15 protein-coding genes are annotated in these 17,681 nt (G+C 58.9%); 10 read left to right on the top strand and 5 right to left on the bottom strand.

What is annotated here, in order from left to right; translation table 11 throughout:
* Positions 1-84: 84 nt before the first annotated feature.
* From VJ369_RS13645 to VJ369_RS13605, 9 genes are all read left to right on the top strand, one after another.
* Positions 85-1,365, top strand: coding sequence for a cytochrome P450 (locus tag VJ369_RS13645; RefSeq protein WP_324092617.1), 1,281 nt, complete (start codon positions 85-87; stop codon positions 1,363-1,365).
* 23 nt (positions 1,366-1,388) lie between these two features.
* Entirely contained in the window at positions 1,389-2,468 is a 1,080-nt protein-coding gene (locus VJ369_RS13640) for a PEP/pyruvate-binding domain-containing protein (protein ID WP_324092616.1), read from the top strand.
* 38 nt (positions 2,469-2,506) lie between these two features.
* Positions 2,507-4,375: a PEP-utilizing enzyme gene (locus tag VJ369_RS13635; RefSeq protein WP_324092615.1), complete on the top strand. Its 1,869-nt coding sequence runs from the start codon at positions 2,507-2,509 to the stop codon at positions 4,373-4,375.
* Positions 4,376-4,518: 143 nt separating this feature from the next.
* Positions 4,519-5,265 carry an SDR family NAD(P)-dependent oxidoreductase gene (locus tag VJ369_RS13630; protein WP_324092614.1) on the top strand — a complete coding sequence of 249 codons (747 nt, stop codon included), beginning with the start codon at positions 4,519-4,521 and terminating at the stop codon, positions 5,263-5,265.
* 37 nt (positions 5,266-5,302) lie between these two features.
* A complete protein-coding gene (locus VJ369_RS13625) occupies positions 5,303-5,623 on the top strand; it encodes a 2Fe-2S iron-sulfur cluster-binding protein (protein ID WP_324092613.1) in 321 nt (106 codons plus the stop codon).
* A gap of 2 nt (positions 5,624-5,625) precedes the next feature.
* Positions 5,626-6,927, top strand: a complete 1,302-nt coding sequence (locus VJ369_RS13620; protein ID WP_324092612.1) for an NAD(P)/FAD-dependent oxidoreductase — start codon at positions 5,626-5,628, stop codon at positions 6,925-6,927.
* 8 nt (positions 6,928-6,935) lie between these two features.
* The gene (locus VJ369_RS13615; protein WP_324092611.1) at positions 6,936-7,604 is read left to right on the top strand and encodes an HD domain-containing protein; all 669 of its coding nucleotides are present in this window, start codon (positions 6,936-6,938) and stop codon (positions 7,602-7,604) included.
* Positions 7,601-9,094: an aldehyde dehydrogenase family protein gene (locus tag VJ369_RS13610; RefSeq protein WP_324092610.1), complete on the top strand. Its 1,494-nt coding sequence runs from the start codon at positions 7,601-7,603 to the stop codon at positions 9,092-9,094. The genes VJ369_RS13615 and VJ369_RS13610 overlap by 4 nt, the downstream gene beginning before the upstream one ends.
* A gap of 240 nt (positions 9,095-9,334) precedes the next feature.
* A complete protein-coding gene (locus tag VJ369_RS13605; protein WP_324092609.1) occupies positions 9,335-11,218 on the top strand; it encodes an FAD-dependent monooxygenase in 1,884 nt (627 codons plus the stop codon).
* Between the two features lie 487 nt (positions 11,219-11,705).
* On the opposite strand, the gene VJ369_RS13600 is transcribed toward VJ369_RS13605, so the two are convergent.
* The 3 genes from VJ369_RS13600 to VJ369_RS13590 form a co-directional block, all read right to left on the bottom strand.
* Positions 11,706-12,131 carry a hypothetical protein gene (locus tag VJ369_RS13600; RefSeq protein WP_324092608.1) on the bottom strand — a complete coding sequence of 142 codons (426 nt, stop codon included), beginning with the start codon at positions 12,129-12,131 and terminating at the stop codon, positions 11,706-11,708.
* Positions 12,132-12,156: 25 nt separating this feature from the next.
* Complete coding sequence (locus VJ369_RS13595) at positions 12,157-12,660, bottom strand: hypothetical protein (protein WP_324092607.1); 504 nt, start codon at positions 12,658-12,660, stop codon at positions 12,157-12,159.
* 744 nt (positions 12,661-13,404) lie between these two features.
* On the bottom strand, positions 13,405-14,112 hold the full coding sequence (locus VJ369_RS13590; RefSeq protein ID WP_324092606.1) for a nitroreductase: 708 nt from the start codon (positions 14,110-14,112) through the stop codon (positions 13,405-13,407).
* Positions 14,113-14,507: 395 nt separating this feature from the next.
* Here VJ369_RS13590 and rarD point away from each other — a divergent pair, with 395 nt between their 5' ends.
* Positions 14,508-15,407: an EamA family transporter RarD gene (rarD, locus tag VJ369_RS13585; RefSeq protein ID WP_324092605.1), complete on the top strand. Its 900-nt coding sequence runs from the start codon at positions 14,508-14,510 to the stop codon at positions 15,405-15,407.
* A gap of 26 nt (positions 15,408-15,433) precedes the next feature.
* Here the strand turns inward: rarD and VJ369_RS13580 are convergent, their stop codons facing one another.
* Both VJ369_RS13580 and VJ369_RS13575 read right to left on the bottom strand, forming a co-directional pair.
* The gene (locus VJ369_RS13580) at positions 15,434-16,105 is read right to left on the bottom strand and encodes a FadR/GntR family transcriptional regulator (protein ID WP_324092604.1); all 672 of its coding nucleotides are present in this window, start codon (positions 16,103-16,105) and stop codon (positions 15,434-15,436) included.
* A 163-nt stretch (positions 16,106-16,268) separates the two neighbouring features.
* On the bottom strand, positions 16,269-17,675 hold the full coding sequence (locus tag VJ369_RS13575; protein ID WP_324092603.1) for an aldehyde dehydrogenase family protein: 1,407 nt from the start codon (positions 17,673-17,675) through the stop codon (positions 16,269-16,271).
* Between the last annotated feature and the right edge of the window lie 6 nt (positions 17,676-17,681).

Here is a 17,681-nt window from a genome sequence, read left to right as displayed (position 1 = left end):
GTGCCGTGGACAACACTAGGGATCAGTAAACGTTACGTGGATCACAGATCTGCGTATCCGCAATTTCCCGAGGAGCCACATCTCATGACCAGCACCCCAGCAGTTTCCGGTGGATGCCCAATGGGCTTCGGTGCGCAGTCCCCGGCGGACCACCACGGCTACGAACCATTCGCCATGGAAAATCCGTTTCCGGCGTATGCACGTATGCGCAGCGAGCAACCGGTGATGTTCGATGAGCGAACCGGCCTGTACGTGGTCACCCGCTACGACGATGTCAAGGAAGTCTTCGAAAAATGGGAGACATTCTCCTCGGAGAACGCCCAGGCACCGGTGCGCAAGCGCGGACCGCAGGCCACACAAATCATGACCGAGGGCGGATTCACCACCTACTCCGGACTCTCCGCCCGCAGACCCCCAGAGCACACCCGCATCCGGGCCATTGCGCAGAAGGCCTTCACCCCACGCCGCTTTAAGGCCTTGGAGCCACTGATCCGCGAAAACGTGAAGGCCTCCATCAAAGCGATGCTGGCCCGCGGTGATGATCATGGCGACATCGTGGCGGATCTGGCCTACTCACTTCCCACGGTCACGATCCTGACCCTGATCGGCGAAGACACCTCCTCGGTGGACACCTATAAACGGTGGAGTGACTCACGCGCCGCGATGACCTGGGGAGATTTGAGCGATGAGGAACAAATCCCGCACGCGCACAATCTGGTCGAATACTGGAATCGCTGCCAGGAAATCGTAGCCCGCACGCATGCCGAAGGCGGCGACGACCTGACCGCCGATCTGGTCAAGGCGCAGTTAGAAGGCGGGGATATCAGCGACCACGAGATTGCCTCGCTGCTCTACTCACTGCTCTTCGCCGGCCACGAAACCACCACCACGCTCATTTCCAACTGCGTGCGCGTCCTGCTCGATCACCGCGAGGCCTGGGAAGCGGTGTGCGCCGATCCGAAGCAAATCCCCAAGGCCATTGATGAAGTGCTCCGCTATTCGGGTTCCATAGTCGGCTGGCGGCGCAAAGCACTTGAAGACACCGAGGTAGCAGGGGTGCCGATCCCCGAAGGCGGTGAGCTGCTGCTGCTGATGGGCTCGGCCAACCGCGATGAATCCCGCTTTGAAAACGGTGAGGACTTCGACATCTCCCGGGCCAACGCACGGGACCATCTGTCCTTCGGCTTCGGCATCCACTACTGCTTGGGCAATATGCTGGCCAAGCTCCAGGCCAAGATTGCTTTGGAAGAGCTGACCACCGCACTGCCAGATCTTCAGCTGCTGGACGGTGAGCACATCAGCTTCCGCAAAAACCTCTCCTTCCGCGTCCCCGAGCAAATCAACGTCTCCCTGAACGCGAACTGAATTTACTTCGAAAGTAGAACATCATGAGCAACAACGACTTCATTGAATTCTTCGACGGCGGCTTAGCTCCCACCTTGGACTCACTGGGCGGCAAGGGCGCTTCGCTGGTCACCATGACCGCCGCCGGTATGCCGGTGCCTCCCGGATTTGTGGTTAATACCAATGCCTTCCGTGCCTTCAAGGGGACCGGGCTGGATCAGATCATCAACGAGCATCTGGCGCAGCTTGACCCGGAAGACATCCAAGCGGTGGATCAGGCCAGTGCGGCGATCCGGGAACTGATTACCTCCCGCCCGGTCCCCGCCGATTTGGGCGAGGTCACCCGCGCCGCGTACGCCGATTTGCAGTCCCGCTTCGAATCCGAGGTTCCGCTGGCGGTGCGTTCTTCGGCCACCGCAGAAGACTTGCCAGATGCCTCCTTCGCCGGGCAGCAGGACACCTATTTGTGGCTCAACGGCTACGCTGCGGTAGCCGAGCACATCCGGGCCTGCTGGGCCTCGCTGTACACCTCGCGCGCCATCATCTACCGCCTCAAGAACAGCATCCCGGATGAGGGATTATGCATGGCGGTAGTGGTGCAGAAGATGGTCAACGCCAGAGTCGCCGGTGTCGCGATGACCTTGGATCCCACCAATGGGGATCGCTCCAAGATCACCGTGGACGCGTCCTGGGGCGTGGGTGAAATGGTCGTCTCGGGCACCGTCACCCCGGATAACATCCAGCTGGACAAGGTCACCTTGGCGGTGATCACCGAGCATATCGGCGACAAGCACGCCGAGCTCATCCCGGATCCGGCCACCAACTGCTTGGTGGAACGCGAAGTTGAACCGCAGCGCCGCAACGTCTTGTGCTTAAGCCGTTCCGAACTCGAAGCGGTGGCTCAAATGGCCAAACGCGCGGAGAAGCACTACAAGAGCCCGCAGGATATCGAGTGGGCCTTGGACGCCGATCTTCCCGACGGCCAGAACCTGCTGCTGCTTCAGTCCCGCCCCGAAACCGTGCATTCCTCCAAGTCGGCGGCTCCAAAAATCAGTACCGGTGGTTACGCCTCCTCGCTGGGCTTCGGCTCCATCACCTCTTCGCTGATGAAGACCGCCAACTAATCTCCCGCTCCACCCAAGTCCCTGAAAGGGTGCAAGTCATGACAATGAAGTCCTTCCCTAAACCATCCGATTTGCCGGTACCAGCCGGCGCCGAAGGATGGGAGGAGATCTACCCCTACTACCTGGTCTTCCAGGACGAGCTGAAGGAAGAAGAAGACGCCAAATTCTGGTTCTGCGATTCCTCGCACTGGCCCACGGTGTTTAAGCCCTTTGAAACCATCGGTGGCGAATTCGCGGTCAAATGCCTAGGCCAATACAACGCCCGCCACCTGATGATCCCGAACGCCAATGGCATCGACTTCCGCGTCCACCTTGGCTACCTCTACATGTCGCCCATCCCCGTCCCCGAGGAACAAATCGCAGCGCGGGTTCCAGAGTTCGAGGCCCGTATTGGCCACTACTTTGGCGACTGGGAGAATAAGCTGGCGGCTTGGCACAATAAGGTCAAAGGCACCATCGCCGAGATGGAACAGCTATGCTTTGACCCGCTGCCGGAGATTGTTCCCTTCGAGGACATCACCAACGGCGTGGGCAAGGACGGCTCGGAAAATCTGCTGGATAACTATGACCGGCTGATCTCGCTGACCTACCAGAACTGGCAGTACCACTTCGAGTTCCTGAACCTGGGGTACATTGCGTACCTGGATTTCTTCAACTTCTGCAAGGAAGTTTTCCCGAACATCCCGGATCTGTCCATCGCCACCATGGTGCAGGGTGTGGATATGGAACTGTTCCGCCCCGATGATGAGGTCAAGTCACTGGCCCTGCTGGCAGTTGAACTGGATCTGGTGAATCATTTCTCGCATACCGATGACCCGGCCGCGACCTTGGCAGCCATCACCGCAGCACCGGGCGGCGAGCGCTGGATCAAGCAGTGGGAAGAAGCCCATAACCCATGGTTCAACTTCACCATCGGCAATGGTTTCTATGCTCATGACAAGTACTGGAATGAGCACCCGGAGATCCCGCTGGACTTCGTCGCGGACTACATCCGCCGTGTGCAGGATGGCGCGCAGATCCTGCGTCCTACCCAAAAGCTGATTGCTGAGAAGGACCGCATCGTCCAGGAATACACCGAACTGCTTGATGATGAAACCGCTGCGGTCTTCGAAGCCAAGCGTTCACTGGCGGCTACCGCCTACCCCTACGTGGAGAACCATAACTTCTATATCGAGCACTGGACCATGGGTGTGTTCTGGCGCAAGATCCGTGAGCTGTCAAAGATGCTCGCCGATGCCGGAGTCTTCCAAGATCCAGAAGATTTGCTCTACCTGGGCCGCAACGAGGTACGTGACGTGCTCTTTGACCTGGTGACTTCCTTCGGCGTGGGTTCAGGCACCCCCATCGCTGCGGTAGCCCTGCCAAAGAAAATCGCCAAACGCCGAGGCATCGTCGACGCGCTGAAGACCGCTCGCCCGGCTCCCGCGTTGAACACCCCGCCGGAGGTCATCACCGAACCATTCACCCGGATGCTGTGGGGCATCACCACCGAACAGGTGCAGTCATGGCTGGGCAACGACGAGGACGCCGAGGAGAACGTGCTCAAGGGCATGGCAGCCTCCCCGGGACTGGTGGAGGGTCCCGCCCGAGTGGTCATGCACGCCGATGACCTCTCTTCCGTCCAGGCAGGTGAAATTCTGGTCGCGCCGATCACCGCCCCGTCCTGGGGTCCGATTTTCGGCAAGATCAAGGCCACGGTGACAGATATCGGCGGCATGATGAGCCACGCGGCGATTGTCTGCCGCGAGTACGACCTGCCGGCGGTCACCGGAACCGGCAGCGCCTCGACCACCATCAAGACCGGAGATCTGCTGCGTGTTGACGGGACCAAGGGCACCGTGCAGATCCTGACCGATGCGGATTTGGTGGCCGGGCCAGGAGCGCACTCCCACGCCCACCAGCACTAATCCCCCTTACCGGTGAGGCTTTCTCGGAAAGCCCCCCAAGCTCTTCCGAATTGCCCTCGCCTACCCCGGGTGCCGGCCCTTGCCCCAAGTGGCCGGCACCCAACCCCCAAACTTTTGATCATCTTCTGCAGAAAGGCAAAGCCATGAACAGTTCACCGACGGTACTCATCACCGGCGCGGCCGGCGGTCTGGGCCGGGCCTTCGCCTTAGGTTTCGCGGCCCGCGGCTACAAGGTGGCCGCCGCAGACATCGACCTGGCCGGCACCGAAGAAACCGCGGCCCTGCTCCGCCAGGCCGGAGGCGAGGCCGCGGCCTTCCAAGTGGATGTCACCGACACCGCGTCGACCAACGCGCTGGCCGCCGCCGCGGCGCAGTTTGCCGGCGGAACCATCGGCGTGCTGATCAACAACGCCGCCATCTACGCCACCGTGACCCGGTCAAAATTCGAAGACATCAACCCCGACGAATGGGACAAGGTGATGAACGTGAACCTGAAGGGGCCTTGGATGGTCTCCCGGGCGCTGTCCCCGCACTTAGGCGCGGGGTCCCGGATCATCAATCTAGCCAGCGCCACCGTGTATTCGGGCTCCGAGCAGTGGGCCCACTACGTAGCTTCCAAGGGCGGGGTGATCGCACTGACCCGCGTGATGGCCAAGGAACTGGGCCGCCGCGAGATTTCTGTGAACACCATCGCCCCGGGCTTCACCCTCACCGAGGCGAGCCTGAGCCTGATGGATGACGCCGCCAGCTACGGGGTGGACCGCGGAGCACTGAAGCGGGCCAGCCAGCCCGAAGACATTGTGGGCGCCGCGCTCTTCCTGGCCGGCCCCGACTCATCATTCATCACCGGCCAAACGCTCGTCGTCGACGGCGGACGCCAATTCATCTGAGCCCGCTCAGCTGCTGAACCCGAACAGGAGAAACATCATGGCGAAAGTACACTTCACCGATTTTGAAGGTGCCACCCAGGTCATCGAGGCCAACACCGGGGACTCCATCATGGAAACCGCCGTCCGCAACGGCGTGGAAGGCATCGTCGGCGAATGCGGTGGCTCGCTGTCCTGCGCCACCTGCCACGTCTTCGTCGCGGCCCAGGACTTTGAAGCCCTGGAGCCCATGGAGGAGATGGAAGACGAAATGCTCTACGGCACCGCGGTGGACCGTGAAGAGAACTCCCGGCTGTCCTGCCAGATCAAAATCTGCGCAGAGCAGGAAATCCACGTCACCACCCCGGAAACCCAGGTTTAGCCATGAGCACCCAGATACTCTCCCCCTCACTGGCCGGCGCCGACGCCCCGGCCCCGGGCACAGCCACCGGGCTGTTGATTGTCGGAGCCTCGCAGTCCGGGGTGCAGCTAGCCATTTCGCTACGCGCCCTGGGCTACAACGAGCACATCACCTTGCTGGGCGAGGAAGACCACCGCCCCTACCAGCGTCCGGCGTTGTCTAAAGAATTCTTGCAGGACAAGGTCGGGTCCGAATCGCTGATCTTCCGCTCCAACGACTACTGGATCGAGCACAACATCACCCTGGTTAAGGGCGAACGCATCGAATCGATTTCCGCGCACCCCGACGGCAGCGGTGAAGCAGTGGGAAGCTCCGGCACCGCCTACCCCTACGCCAGTTTGGCGCTGACAGTTGGCGCCAGGCCGCGGCTCTTCGAAGCCCCGGGAGCGCAGTTGAACGGAGTGGTGTATCTGCGCAATGCAGATGATGCGCTCAAGCTCAAGGCGCTGGCCCCGGATGCCACCGACGTGGTGGTCATCGGTGGCGGGTTCATTGGCTTGGAGGCGGCCAGCTCGCTGCAGGCCATGGGCAAGAAGGTCACGGTCCTCGAATACGGCCCGCGCCTGGTGGGCCGTGCCGTCGGTGAAGACACCAGCGAATATTTCCGCAAGCAGCACAGTGACCGTGGCCTGGATATCCGCATCGGCGCACGCATCGAGCAGATCGTTGATGATGGTAACGGCGCCGTGCAAGCGGTCCGGCTGGAGAGCGGCGAGGAAATTGCCGCGCAGATCGTGCTGATCGGCATCGGCGTCATTCCCAATACCGCGCTGGGCGAAAAACTCGGGCTGAAAATCGATAATGGCATCGTGGTGGACGAACACGCCGTCGCCTCGGACGGGCACACCATCGTGGTGGGCGACGTGGCCAATATGCCCAACCCGGTGCCCGGCTCGCCTTCCGGCGAGCGCATCCGCCTGGAATCGGTGAACAACGCGGTGGAGCATGCAAAGGTGGCAGCCTATTCGCTGATGGGCCAGCGCGAAGCCTACGCGGGCATCCCCTGGTTCTGGTCCAACCAGGCGAATATGAAACTGCAGATCGCCGGGCTGTCCATGGGCTTTGACTCCACGGTGCGCCGTGAAGTGCCCGATAAAGGCAAATTCACCGTGCTCTACTACCGTGCCGGACATATCATCGCCGCGGACTGCGTCAACGCTCCGCTGGATTTCATGGCGGTCAAACAGGCTCTCGCCGCGGGAAAGAACATCAACCCGGACGCCGCCAGCAACCCCGCCACCGCGCTCAAGACTTTGATTGCCTAAGGATCGATATGACAACCCTGAATGAGACCAGACCGCTGCCGGCCACCGGTGAAGTGAATACCGGGCCCATTGCCCTGGATATCCATGAAGATGGAGAACTTGATCGGCTCTGGGCCGCGGTGGTTCCCGAGACCCGCGCGCGTGGCAACGACATCCACCTGCCCATCTCCTTGTCCTTCGCCCGCCGATTGTGCGATGCCTACCCGGAGGCTGACCGCACCCTAGTGCTGGTGGCAACCTTGCTGCACGACACCGGCTGGGCCCACGTGGACAAGGACAAGATCATCTCCGACGGCTTCCGCGGCGACTGGCGCAAGGCAGACATCCGCTACGAGCATGAGCGCGAGGGCTGCGTGGTAGCCCGCCGGGTGCTGCCCCCGCTGGGTTTTGCCGAAGAATTCATCGAGGCGGTCTGCCTGATTATCGACGGGCATGACACCCGGCTGGTGGCCTATTCCTTGGAGGACGCGCTGATGCGCGACGCGGACCGGCTGTGGCGCTTTGACCACGCGGGCATCGCCCTGGCCTCGGGCTGGTTTGACCAGGATCCGGCGCGCTACACCGACCGGCTGGAAACCGAGATTATTCCGGAATTGATCACTCAGGCCGCGGTGGATATGGCCACCGCAGACCTGGCCCGCTCCCGCAAGCTGCTGCGCACGGAGGTCCTCAGATGAGCACCACCGCCATGACCCGAGAATCTTTAGCGATACCCTACCGCCATGTGGACACCCACTTCATCAATGGCCGCTGGGTCGCCTCAACGGGGTCCAAACGCATCGAAGTCACCGACCCTGCTACCGCAAAGGTGTGGGGTTCGGTGCCCGAAGGCACCGAAGGCGACGTGGAGGCGGCGGTCGGCGCGGCACACCGGGCCCTGCGCAGTTCAGCGTGGAAAGCCTTCACGCCCGCGGATCGAGCGGCCCTGCTGCTGCGCATCGCCGATGAGGTCGAAGCCCGGGCTACCGAGCTGTCGCTGACCAACACCTTGGAAAATGGCTCCCCCGTCTCGGAGACCGCAGGTGCGGCGGCTAACGCCGCAAGCATCTTCCGCTACTTCGCCTCACTGGCACCGCTGCTGGAAAACGAGGATCTGCGCCCCTTCCCCAACGGGACCGGGCAGTCGCTGGTGCGCCGCGATCCGGTGGGTGTGTGCGCGCTCATTGCCCCGTGGAACTTCCCCATCAACCTGATGGTCATCAAATTGGCCCCGGCACTGTTAGCAGGGTGCACCGTGGTGATGAAGCCGGCCAGCCCTACCCCGCTGTCTTTCCGCATCATCATGGATGCGCTGGCGGCTGCCCGAGTCCCGGCGGGCGTGGCCAATCTGGTCACCGGCCCGGGCCGGTTGGGAGATACCCTGGTGCGCCACCGATTGGTGTCCAAGGTGGCCTTCACCGGCTCAACCCCGGTGGGGCGCAAGATCGCCGGGGCCTGCGGCGAGCTGCTGCGTCCGGTCACCCTGGAGCTGGGCGGCAAATCCAGCGCGCTGGTCCTGCCCGATGCGGATCTGGATGTGCTGGGTTCGCGGCTGATCCGCTCCTGCATGCGCAATACCGGACAGACCTGCTACATTTCCACCCGAATCCTGGCCCCGGCGCAGCGCTACGATCAGGTGGTGGACGTGATTGCATCAACCATTGGCGCCGCATCGCAGGGTGACCCCTTGGACCCCGCGACCGTGTTTGGCCCCTCGGCCAACCGCAGCCAGTACAACAGAGTGCTCGAGCATGTGCAATCCGGACATGCCCAAGGCGCCCGTGCGGTCACCGGAGGCGCAAAAGCGCAGCTGCAAGGTGAGTTGGCGGACGGGTTCTTCATTCAGCCCACGGTCTTCGCCGATGTCGAACCCGAGATGAGAATCTCGCGTGAAGAGATCTTCGGCCCGGTGATTACCGTGCTCAAATACGAGTCGGAAGCCCAAGGAATCGAGCTGGCGAACAATACCGAGTTCGGCCTGGGCGGGTTGGTCTTCGGCGCGGATGAGGAACACGCGCTGCGGGTTGCCGAGCAGCTGGACACCGGAAGCGTGGGACTGAACTTCTTCGCCTCGAATCATGCAGCGCCCTTTGGCGGTCGCCACGATTCGGGTCTGGGCACCGAATACGGCCCCGAAGGCTTAGCCGCGTATCTGAGCTACAAGTCAATCCACCGGCAGGTGCGCTAACTAGGAACCCCCTAGCGGCAGCAGGCATCAGACCCCATTCAACGGGGCCCGATGCCTGCTGCCGTGCCTTTTTTAACTGCAGAAATCTGCAAATAATGGCCTGACAGAGCCCTTCCGCTGGATGGAAGTCCGGGCTGGTGAAACACCTGCCGGCCGAGCAGGATTACTAGCAGTTCACAACGTGTTCCGCGTCACCATCCGGAGATGAAGGACCACTTCCCCAGCTAAGGAGCCCACAAGATGCAGTACCACCACGACGGTTACATTGGCCGCGACCCGCGCATCAGAACCGCGCAGGGCACGGGCATTGATCGCACCGCCGAACTGCCTGAGACCATGGATGTGCTCATTGTGGGCGCGGGACCCGCCGGCATCGTGCAGGCCGCCCAGCTGACCGAATATCCAGATGTTCACACCCGCATCATCGAGCGCCGGCCCGACCGCCTGGTGGCGGGCCGCGCCGATGGGCTCTTTCCACGCAGCTGCGAAACTTTCCAGGCCTTCGAGTTTTATGAAGAGATCGCCCACGAAGCGGCGCACATGCGTGAAATGAGCTTCTGGGGCCCCAAACCAGATGATCCGACGCAAATTGCCCGCGGGGCTCGGGCCGATGATCCACCGGCCTACGTCAGTGAATTCCCCATCCTCACCGTCAATCAGGCCCGGGTCATCGACTACTTCGCGCAGCGTGCGGCCAATGGTCCGGCACGGATCAACGTCAACTACGGTTTTGAGTTCCTGGACCTGACCGTGCATGAGGAAGGTGAATATCCCGTTGAGGTGAAGCTGCTGGATGAGCACGGCGAGCAGCGCACGGTTCGCGCGAAGTACGTGGTGGGTTGCGACGGAGCACGCAGCAAGGTCCGCGATTGCATCGACGTGGAAGTAGTCACCGACCCGGCAGATCAGGCATGGGCCGTCATGGACATCCTTGCCAATACCGACTTTCCGGACTTCCGCACCCGCAGCGGCATCGCATCCGATAAGGATGGCTCAATCCTGCTCATCCCACGCGAAGGCGGCTTCCTGACCCGCTTCTATGTCTCGCTAGATACTCCTACCGGCGAAAACCGGGAGCGGGTCCGGGCCACGACCGCCGAGCAGGCCATCGAGCGAGCCAATCGCATCTTGTCTCCTTACACCGTGGACGTTAAAGAAGTGACCTGGTTCAGCATCTACGAGGTCCGCCACTCGGTAGCGCAGAGCTTCGACGATGTGGCAGCTCAAAAGAATCCATCGTTGAACCCCCATGTATTCATTGCCGGAGATGCCTGCCATACGCACAGCGCCAAAGCAGGTCAGGGCATGAATGTCTCCATCCAAGACGGATGGAACCTCGCCTGGAAGCTCGGCCAGGTATTGGAAGGACGCAGCGATGAGTCCCTGCTGCAGACCTACAATGACGAACGCCAGGATGTAGCGCAGAAGCTGATCGACTATGACAAGCAATGGTCGGCCATGATGTCGCGGAGCCCTGAGGAAATGGCGGGCCCGCATGAGATCGTTGACTTCTTCACCAGTACCGCTAACTTCCCCGGCGGCTTCGACACGAGGTACCCGTCCTCCAGCTTAATCGGTAGCAGCGCAAGACAGGATCTTGCCCCAAACTTCCCGCTGGGCATGCGCTTCAAATCAGCCGAGGTTTCGCGGGTCTGCGATACAACAACGGTGCAGCTTGGCCACCATTTCCGTGCCGACGGCCGCTGGCGGCTGTATGCTTTCGCGGACGAATCGGGTCAAGCCGTAGCCGAGCTGGCCGACTGGCTGGAAACCTCCGCTGATTCTCCGGTCACGCAGTTCACTCCCGAGGGAGTCGATATCGATAGCGTATTTGACGCCAAGGTGATCTATCAGCAGGGGTACCACGACGTGGACCTAGGCGCAGTTCCAGGCTTCTTCATGCCTAAGGTCGGGCAACGCAAGGTGACCGATTGGGAGAAGGTCTATGCCGCGATTCCGCACAACGACATCTTCGAGGACCGCAAGATTGACCGCGCAGGCGCACTGGTGATTGTCAGGCCTGATATGTATGTGGCGCACGTTTTGCCATTAAACGCACGGACAGAGATCACCGATTTCTTTGCGCAGAATATGGTGGGGGCCAAGGTAGTGAATTTCTCCTGACATTCGCCTCGCATGAGCGCAGGCTGTCGGGACGAGTGATGTTCAACGTTGCCTCGTCCCGATACCCCGCCGCTCAGATATCTCTATCGAACCTCAATAGCTCAATATCTCAATAGCTCAAAGTGAAGTTGAACTTTGCTCAGGGATAACCTTTGGCCCATTCAGCAGTCCAGCGGTTTGTGCCGAACAAACGTTGACACGATCAAAGAATTCATGCCGGAGTGACTTTACGGTTCCGCTGTCCAAAGTCAGCCGATGCCGACTAAGTGTTAAATGCCAGTTTCGGATAATCAGTGAAGGCTCCCCAGCAAAGACGCTGCAATACGGCGGACCATTCTCCAAAGCACCGGCCCTCAGCGATAGCTTCCAGCGGCTCTGAGTATCATCAACATCGTCATTAAAAAGATCTGCCCACCGACTAGAAAATCGGTGGACAGATCATCGAATGATCAACCGGCCTTTGGACTACATAGAACTACCGGCGGGTCTAGACGTCACTGCGAGGAGCTTTTTTCTCCAACCGGTTAATTACCGGAGAGAGCACCAAATATCCCAGAGTCGCGGTTACCGCTGCGATCAGAGCCGCTTGGTAAGAAGTCATCACGAGACGATAGCAACCAATCATGACGACAAAGGTCAAAAGCGTCTGCAAAGTTTGTACAGCGGCCTTGCTCGCGCTGTTGAAGACCCTTAGAACGATCCGATCACTAATTTCGCCCAAAACTAGAATTATCAAGACGAAAACAATGGTCAACAGCGCAGACCAGAGCAGTATTCCTGGCTTCGGAGCGCCGAACTGGGAAAACCATAGTGGCGCAAAAAAACCCAGAAGTACCGGCAGCCCGGTTACGAGCGTCACCATGGCTAAGTAGAATCCAAGCCCGAATTTTTCAGGGGTATTCAATTTGTTCATCGGAACCTAACGTAGCTGAGACCTCTTAGATACCACCGAAGACAACAACCCATGTGGCGACAGCCGAAGCTACGTCATAAGGGACGCCCAAGGCCATGAGACCGGTAATGATTGGTCCTTCTTGCCAGTTTTCGAGTTCCTCGAGGAAATTCGCAATCTTGTTTGCGTATGGTCGCAGTTTCGCGGGTATCTTATTTGAACTGTACCGAAGCGCCGCGATAGCTGCTTTTTTGGCCAGCGTTGTAATGATGTTGGCCGGCTGGGCTACATTTGTAGATCCCGCCTTGCGTGCTGCCATGGCATTTGCGGCTTGTGCCGAAGAAACGTCAGAGGCTGCGGAGGCTCTTTTCGCTACTTCTCTCCAGTCGCTAGCAGTCAAAGACCCTGACAAGGACGAAGCGCTCTGGCTAGTCACCGCTGGAGCGTTAGGCGGTGCGACCGTTCCTGCATTTGCGGCTAGGGGTGTCAGCACGAGGGCCGACGAAATGGATACCGCTACAGAAACGCGAAGGAATCTTGATTTTGACACGTGAACTTCTCCCTGAGAGGTGTTGGGAATCTTCCATTACCACCCTATGAAGTATCTCAATACGCTGTAAATAGTACTTTTGGATGAGGGCAGGCCACCGACCGAGGGACGCTAAGAGGGACCAAGAAAAGTGAATTACTCCCCCGAAGTTGAACTGAGAAATCAGAAACCAACATCTGGAGGCAGGCCAAAATCAACCTTCTACTTGTTGAAGGAATGCATCCGCGATTAGCGCCGAACGAAGAATAGGCGTTGCGATTAGTTGGCCTCACAGAGGGCAATTTGAAGCGGCGCCTCGAACCGTGACAGTGCGCAGCACGCGGGGTCACCCGTTGGCTTCCATGCACGGCGGCGGATCCATGCGGAGACCTTCTTTGATGGCACCACAGTTGGGCAGACCGCCAGAGATGACAGGATTCTCCGTGTTCAACCCCATCGATTCAGATGCACTGAAGTACCTTTGCTGGGCCGGTGTGAAAGCCTCCGTAAGCATACTGCGACGGCAGGTAGTCCGAGTCGAAAGCGCTGAAGATTCCCTCCACGGCTAATCGCAGCGCAAAATCTCGCACTACAAAAACGACTACCGCGCAGAGTAATTAAAATCGTGCAGTCCTAGGACCGTAGCGAAGGTTCCCGCGCGCAAAGAAAGTGGCGTTCCTATTTGTCGTTTTCGGAAGTTAGCGAGAACACGCATACCTTCCTTGGCGTCACGACGGCTCGCCAGATAGCAGGGCGCCGGACCGATTACCCATCAACCCACGTTACAACGTCCGTGAGGGGCGCGCGCGAGGTGCGGTAGCTGTTGGCGGGATGGCTTTCATCCGCATACCCGAAGGAAATACCGAGCAAGATCTTCCGGTCTTCGGGGATCTCAAAATGCTTGCGGATGAGGGCGGAATGTCCGGCGAGGGCAGCCTGTGGAATTGCCCCCAGCCCGAGACTCCGAGCGGCCAGAAGAAAGCTGTCAACGTACATACCTGCATCGACTGCTCCATAGACGCCATGGTCAGCATCCGTGGTAAGTATTGCGACATGGGGTGCGCCAAAGAATCGATAGTTTTCAAACGACTGTTGCGCGGAGGCTTCTCGGTCTCCTCTCGCTACGCCAACAGCCTCATACAATTGCCACCCACTTGCTCGCCGCCGCTCTCGGTAAACACCGCGGTATTCCGTGGGTTTTTCCAAATCAAACTTCGCCGGATTCTTACCGGCCGACTCCATCATGGCCTCGCGGAAGCGTTCGGTTCCTTGCCCGCTGGTCACGATGACCTCCCAGGACTGGGTATTACACCACGATGCAGTGCGCTGGGCCATCTGAAGCAAACGCTCGATGGTGGCCCGAGGGACATCCTCATCGAGGAATGCGCGGGAGCTCCAGCGCTCCGAAAGAAGTTTCCCGAGAATAACGGAATCGTCGACTTCTAGTGCAGAGGATGCGGCTGATGTCATCATGATTTCACCGTAATACACCACATTAGAACAATGGTTAACTGTTGAGTTCCTAAATATGGTTCCGAGCCACATTGCGAGGGGCGTTCCGCGGGCCCGCTACAGGCCACTACCATACTGCGATTGGGCGCTCTCTCCATGAGCCTTTTATCGTGGCAGAATTTTGACTCTAGACGGATCTATCAGCTTCAGCGGGCCTGTTCGGCCCGAAAATGTGTCTCGTACTAGGTCGCTGAAATCACCACACCAGTGCTGCTCCTGCATAGGAAGGCCGACCAAGGATTTACAATCGAAAACACCGTAATACGCTGCATCTCCCCTACGTCATTTCAGCTCGTTGTTCTCGACCGCCATGTTATATTCTGTGATTTGGGTTCAAATTGAAAGCAGTATCTGACATGAGCCAAAGTGGCAGCACGACGACGTTCAAGGGTGTTAGTGCGTCCCTTGGAGCCTCAATCATGTTTGGCGTCGTTTTTTATCTATCTGGCATCGTACCGACCGTCTCGGCCTCGGTGATTTTTGCATTCCGGATCGTACTGACGCTCGTATTCTACGTCTGCGTCCTCACCGTTCCGGCGGCGCGTACGGAAGCCAGTAGGGTGTTTGCGGTATTAGCGGCACATCCAAAAAAAATTGTGGTGCTGGTGGTGACAAGCTTGTTGGTGGGAGTTCAGTTGTGGCTGTTTGGCTGGGCACCGCGTTCGGGACATGCCTTGGACTCCGCTATGGGATTTCTGTTGATGCCCATAGTGCTCGTTCTTTCCGGACGTTTGATCTTCAAAGATTCCGTCAGACCACTTCAATGGCTGGCTGTTGTCTTAGCCTCGGTAGCCACCATCACCTCGTTGGTCTTCGGTGGCGCTCTATCGTGGCTAACTTTCGTGGTTTGTCTAGGCTATCCGGTGTATTTCATTATTCGGCGTGCTTCGAAACTTGATGGGCCCGCGGTATTTGGTGCAGAGGTGTTGCTGCTAGCTCCCCTAGCCGCCATCTTGGTGAGCAGCGCCAGCTTCAAATTTGATTCGATTCCAAATACCGCACTATTGGTGGCTCTAGGAATAGCGGGTGCGATCGCGATGGGCCTTTACCTAAATTCAGCTCAGTTGCTACCTCTGCCGCTTTTCGGGCTTCTGGGATACATCGAGCCATTATTACTGGTGCTCGTTGCAATAACGCTGGGTCAGGTGCCACAAATAGCAGATCTGTGGACATATCTACTGCTGTTTTTCGCCCTCGTATTGGTGGCTTTTGATGGTTTTGTTACTGCACGAAAAAGTACTCCACGCAAGAGATGAAAGGAAAGCTATCGGTGCCCTAGGACCTAGGACTCTATTTTTCCCAGAACCATCATCTCGTCCAACCAGTCGAAGTGCGCGTCAACAGCTTCCATAGCACGTTTTGGATCTTGCTCGCGAACTGCTTCATAGATATCCAGATGGATTGTTTGCAATTGCGCCTGGCGAGTATCGAATGAGACTTCATGAATCGTGGCCCACAATAAGTCGCGCATGATCTCGGCAAAAAACACTAGCCCAGACAGTCCAGAAGCATCAATGAGCGCGGTGTGGAAGAGTAGGTCAGCCTCGCGAAAGTCCTGCTGGTTGCTGTCCGGCCCCATCTGTTCTACGGCCATCATCATTCGAGCAAGATTGATATGATCTGCACGCATTGCTGCTCTGCGTGCCGCCTCGCGCTCAAGGCCCACGCGCACTGGAATCATTGCCGACGGTTCCAAGTCGCTGACTGCCATGCCAATGGCCAAGGTATCGCTGACGCGCTTGGCAGAGAGTCTCTTCAAGTACGTGCCCGAACCAGTGCGACGCTCAACCACGCCGATGGCTTCCAAACGCATGAGCCGGTCGCGCAGCGCGGTACGGCTGACTCCCAAGGTCTCCGCAAGATCCCGTTCGCTAGGCAGCCTTTGTTCCAATTCGAACCCACCAAGGTGCTGCACCAGACGCCCGGTCAGATTATCTGAAAATGGAAAGTCCACGGTGAGCTCCAGCCTCGAGATATTCACAACGTAGCCCGCAAAGTACTGCACACTATCGCCGTACGCGGGTAGTCATCTACCCCAATAAATTAATTCCGTTAGAAGGCCACAGGGGTGGGCAGGCGTTGAGCCCGCCCACCCCAGCGTAGTTCTAACTGGATCTTTAGTTATTGTATCCGCTGAACAGTACATCTTCCTTGAGCAAGTCGCCGAAGAGCTCTTCATCACTTGGGATCACCGGATTGACGATTGGCTTGGCCACCCACGTGGTGTTGATGTAATGCTTCACGGTGATGTTCTCGGAAACAATGTTTCCACCCCAAGTACCGCAACCAAGGTTAATGGTCAGCGGCATACCGGTGGTCCAGCCGCCGGCGTTCGACTTGGTGGTCGCCTGGCCTACCGCCACACGAGTGGTGTTGGTACGTTCGGCGAATTCCATGATGCGATCGTCGTTGGTGGAGTGGATGCCGCAGGAGTGGCCGGCACCGCTGTGCGCGTGAATTCCGTTGACCAGATCGATAGCCTCGGCAAATTTGTCCGTCTTGTACAAGGTGACGACCACCGAGAGCTTCTCGCCGGAGAATGGGTAGTCCGCGCCGAAGCCCGATTCCTCCACGATCAGCCAGTCGGTATCCTCAGCCACCTCAAAACCTGCAGCCTGCGCCATGACGGAGGCCGACTTGCAGATCACATCCGGGTTTAGATGTCCATCTTTAAACAAGCTGACCTGCAGCTTAGCCTTTTCCTCCGCGGTGCACACGTGCGCACCGGAACGTTTGAACGCGGCTACGGCTTCGTCATACACCTCGGACAGCACGATCACCGAGTTCTCGGTGGAGCAACCGATAGCGTAGTCGTTCATCTGCGAGAAGGCGACCTCGCCAGCTACGTAGTCAAGGTCTGCTGTTTCGTCCACGACAACCACTGCGTTGCCCGCGCCCACACCGTAGGACGGGGTACCCGAGGAATAGGCCGCGCGCACCATCGGTGCACCACCGGTGGCAACGACGAGATCCGAGGACTTCATCAGCTCATCGGTCGCGGCCAGGCTCGGCTTCTCAATGCACAGTAGTAGGTCTTCTGGAACATCCATACGGCGCAGCAGTTCCCGCAAATCGGCCACCACGCGCGCTGTGCTCCCCTTGGCTCGTGGGTGTGGGGAGAAGACCGTAGCGTTGCGCCCCATGATGGCGTTCATGGCACCCATGAAGACCACACCTTCGGGTACGGTGGTTGGCACCAACGATGCGACGACGCCTACCGGCTTGCCGATCTTGATCAGGTTTTTCTTCTCGTCGGTTTCGATGACGCCGACTGTGCGCACCTCCTGGTAATCGCGCATAAGGCCGCGGGCACGGCCTGCGGTGCGGTCGATTTTGCTCTGGCGACGGCCCATGCCAGTTTCGGCCAGCACAATATCGGCCCAAGCTTCTGCACGGTTTACGGCCAGCAGGCCAATGGCACCGGCAATGCGGCGCACCTGCTCCTGATCGTAGCCTGCCGCGATCTTCTGTGCGGCACGGGCGCGAGTGATCAGTTCTTCTACGGTGGTGTTGTTCTCGGACATGGAATT

The sequence above is a fragment of the Glutamicibacter sp. genome, from assembly GCF_035257265.1.
Classification (GTDB): Bacteria; Actinomycetota; Actinomycetes; order Actinomycetales; family Micrococcaceae; genus Glutamicibacter.
Note: the sequence above shows the minus strand (reverse complement) of the source record. Positions and strands in the feature narration are given on the sequence as shown.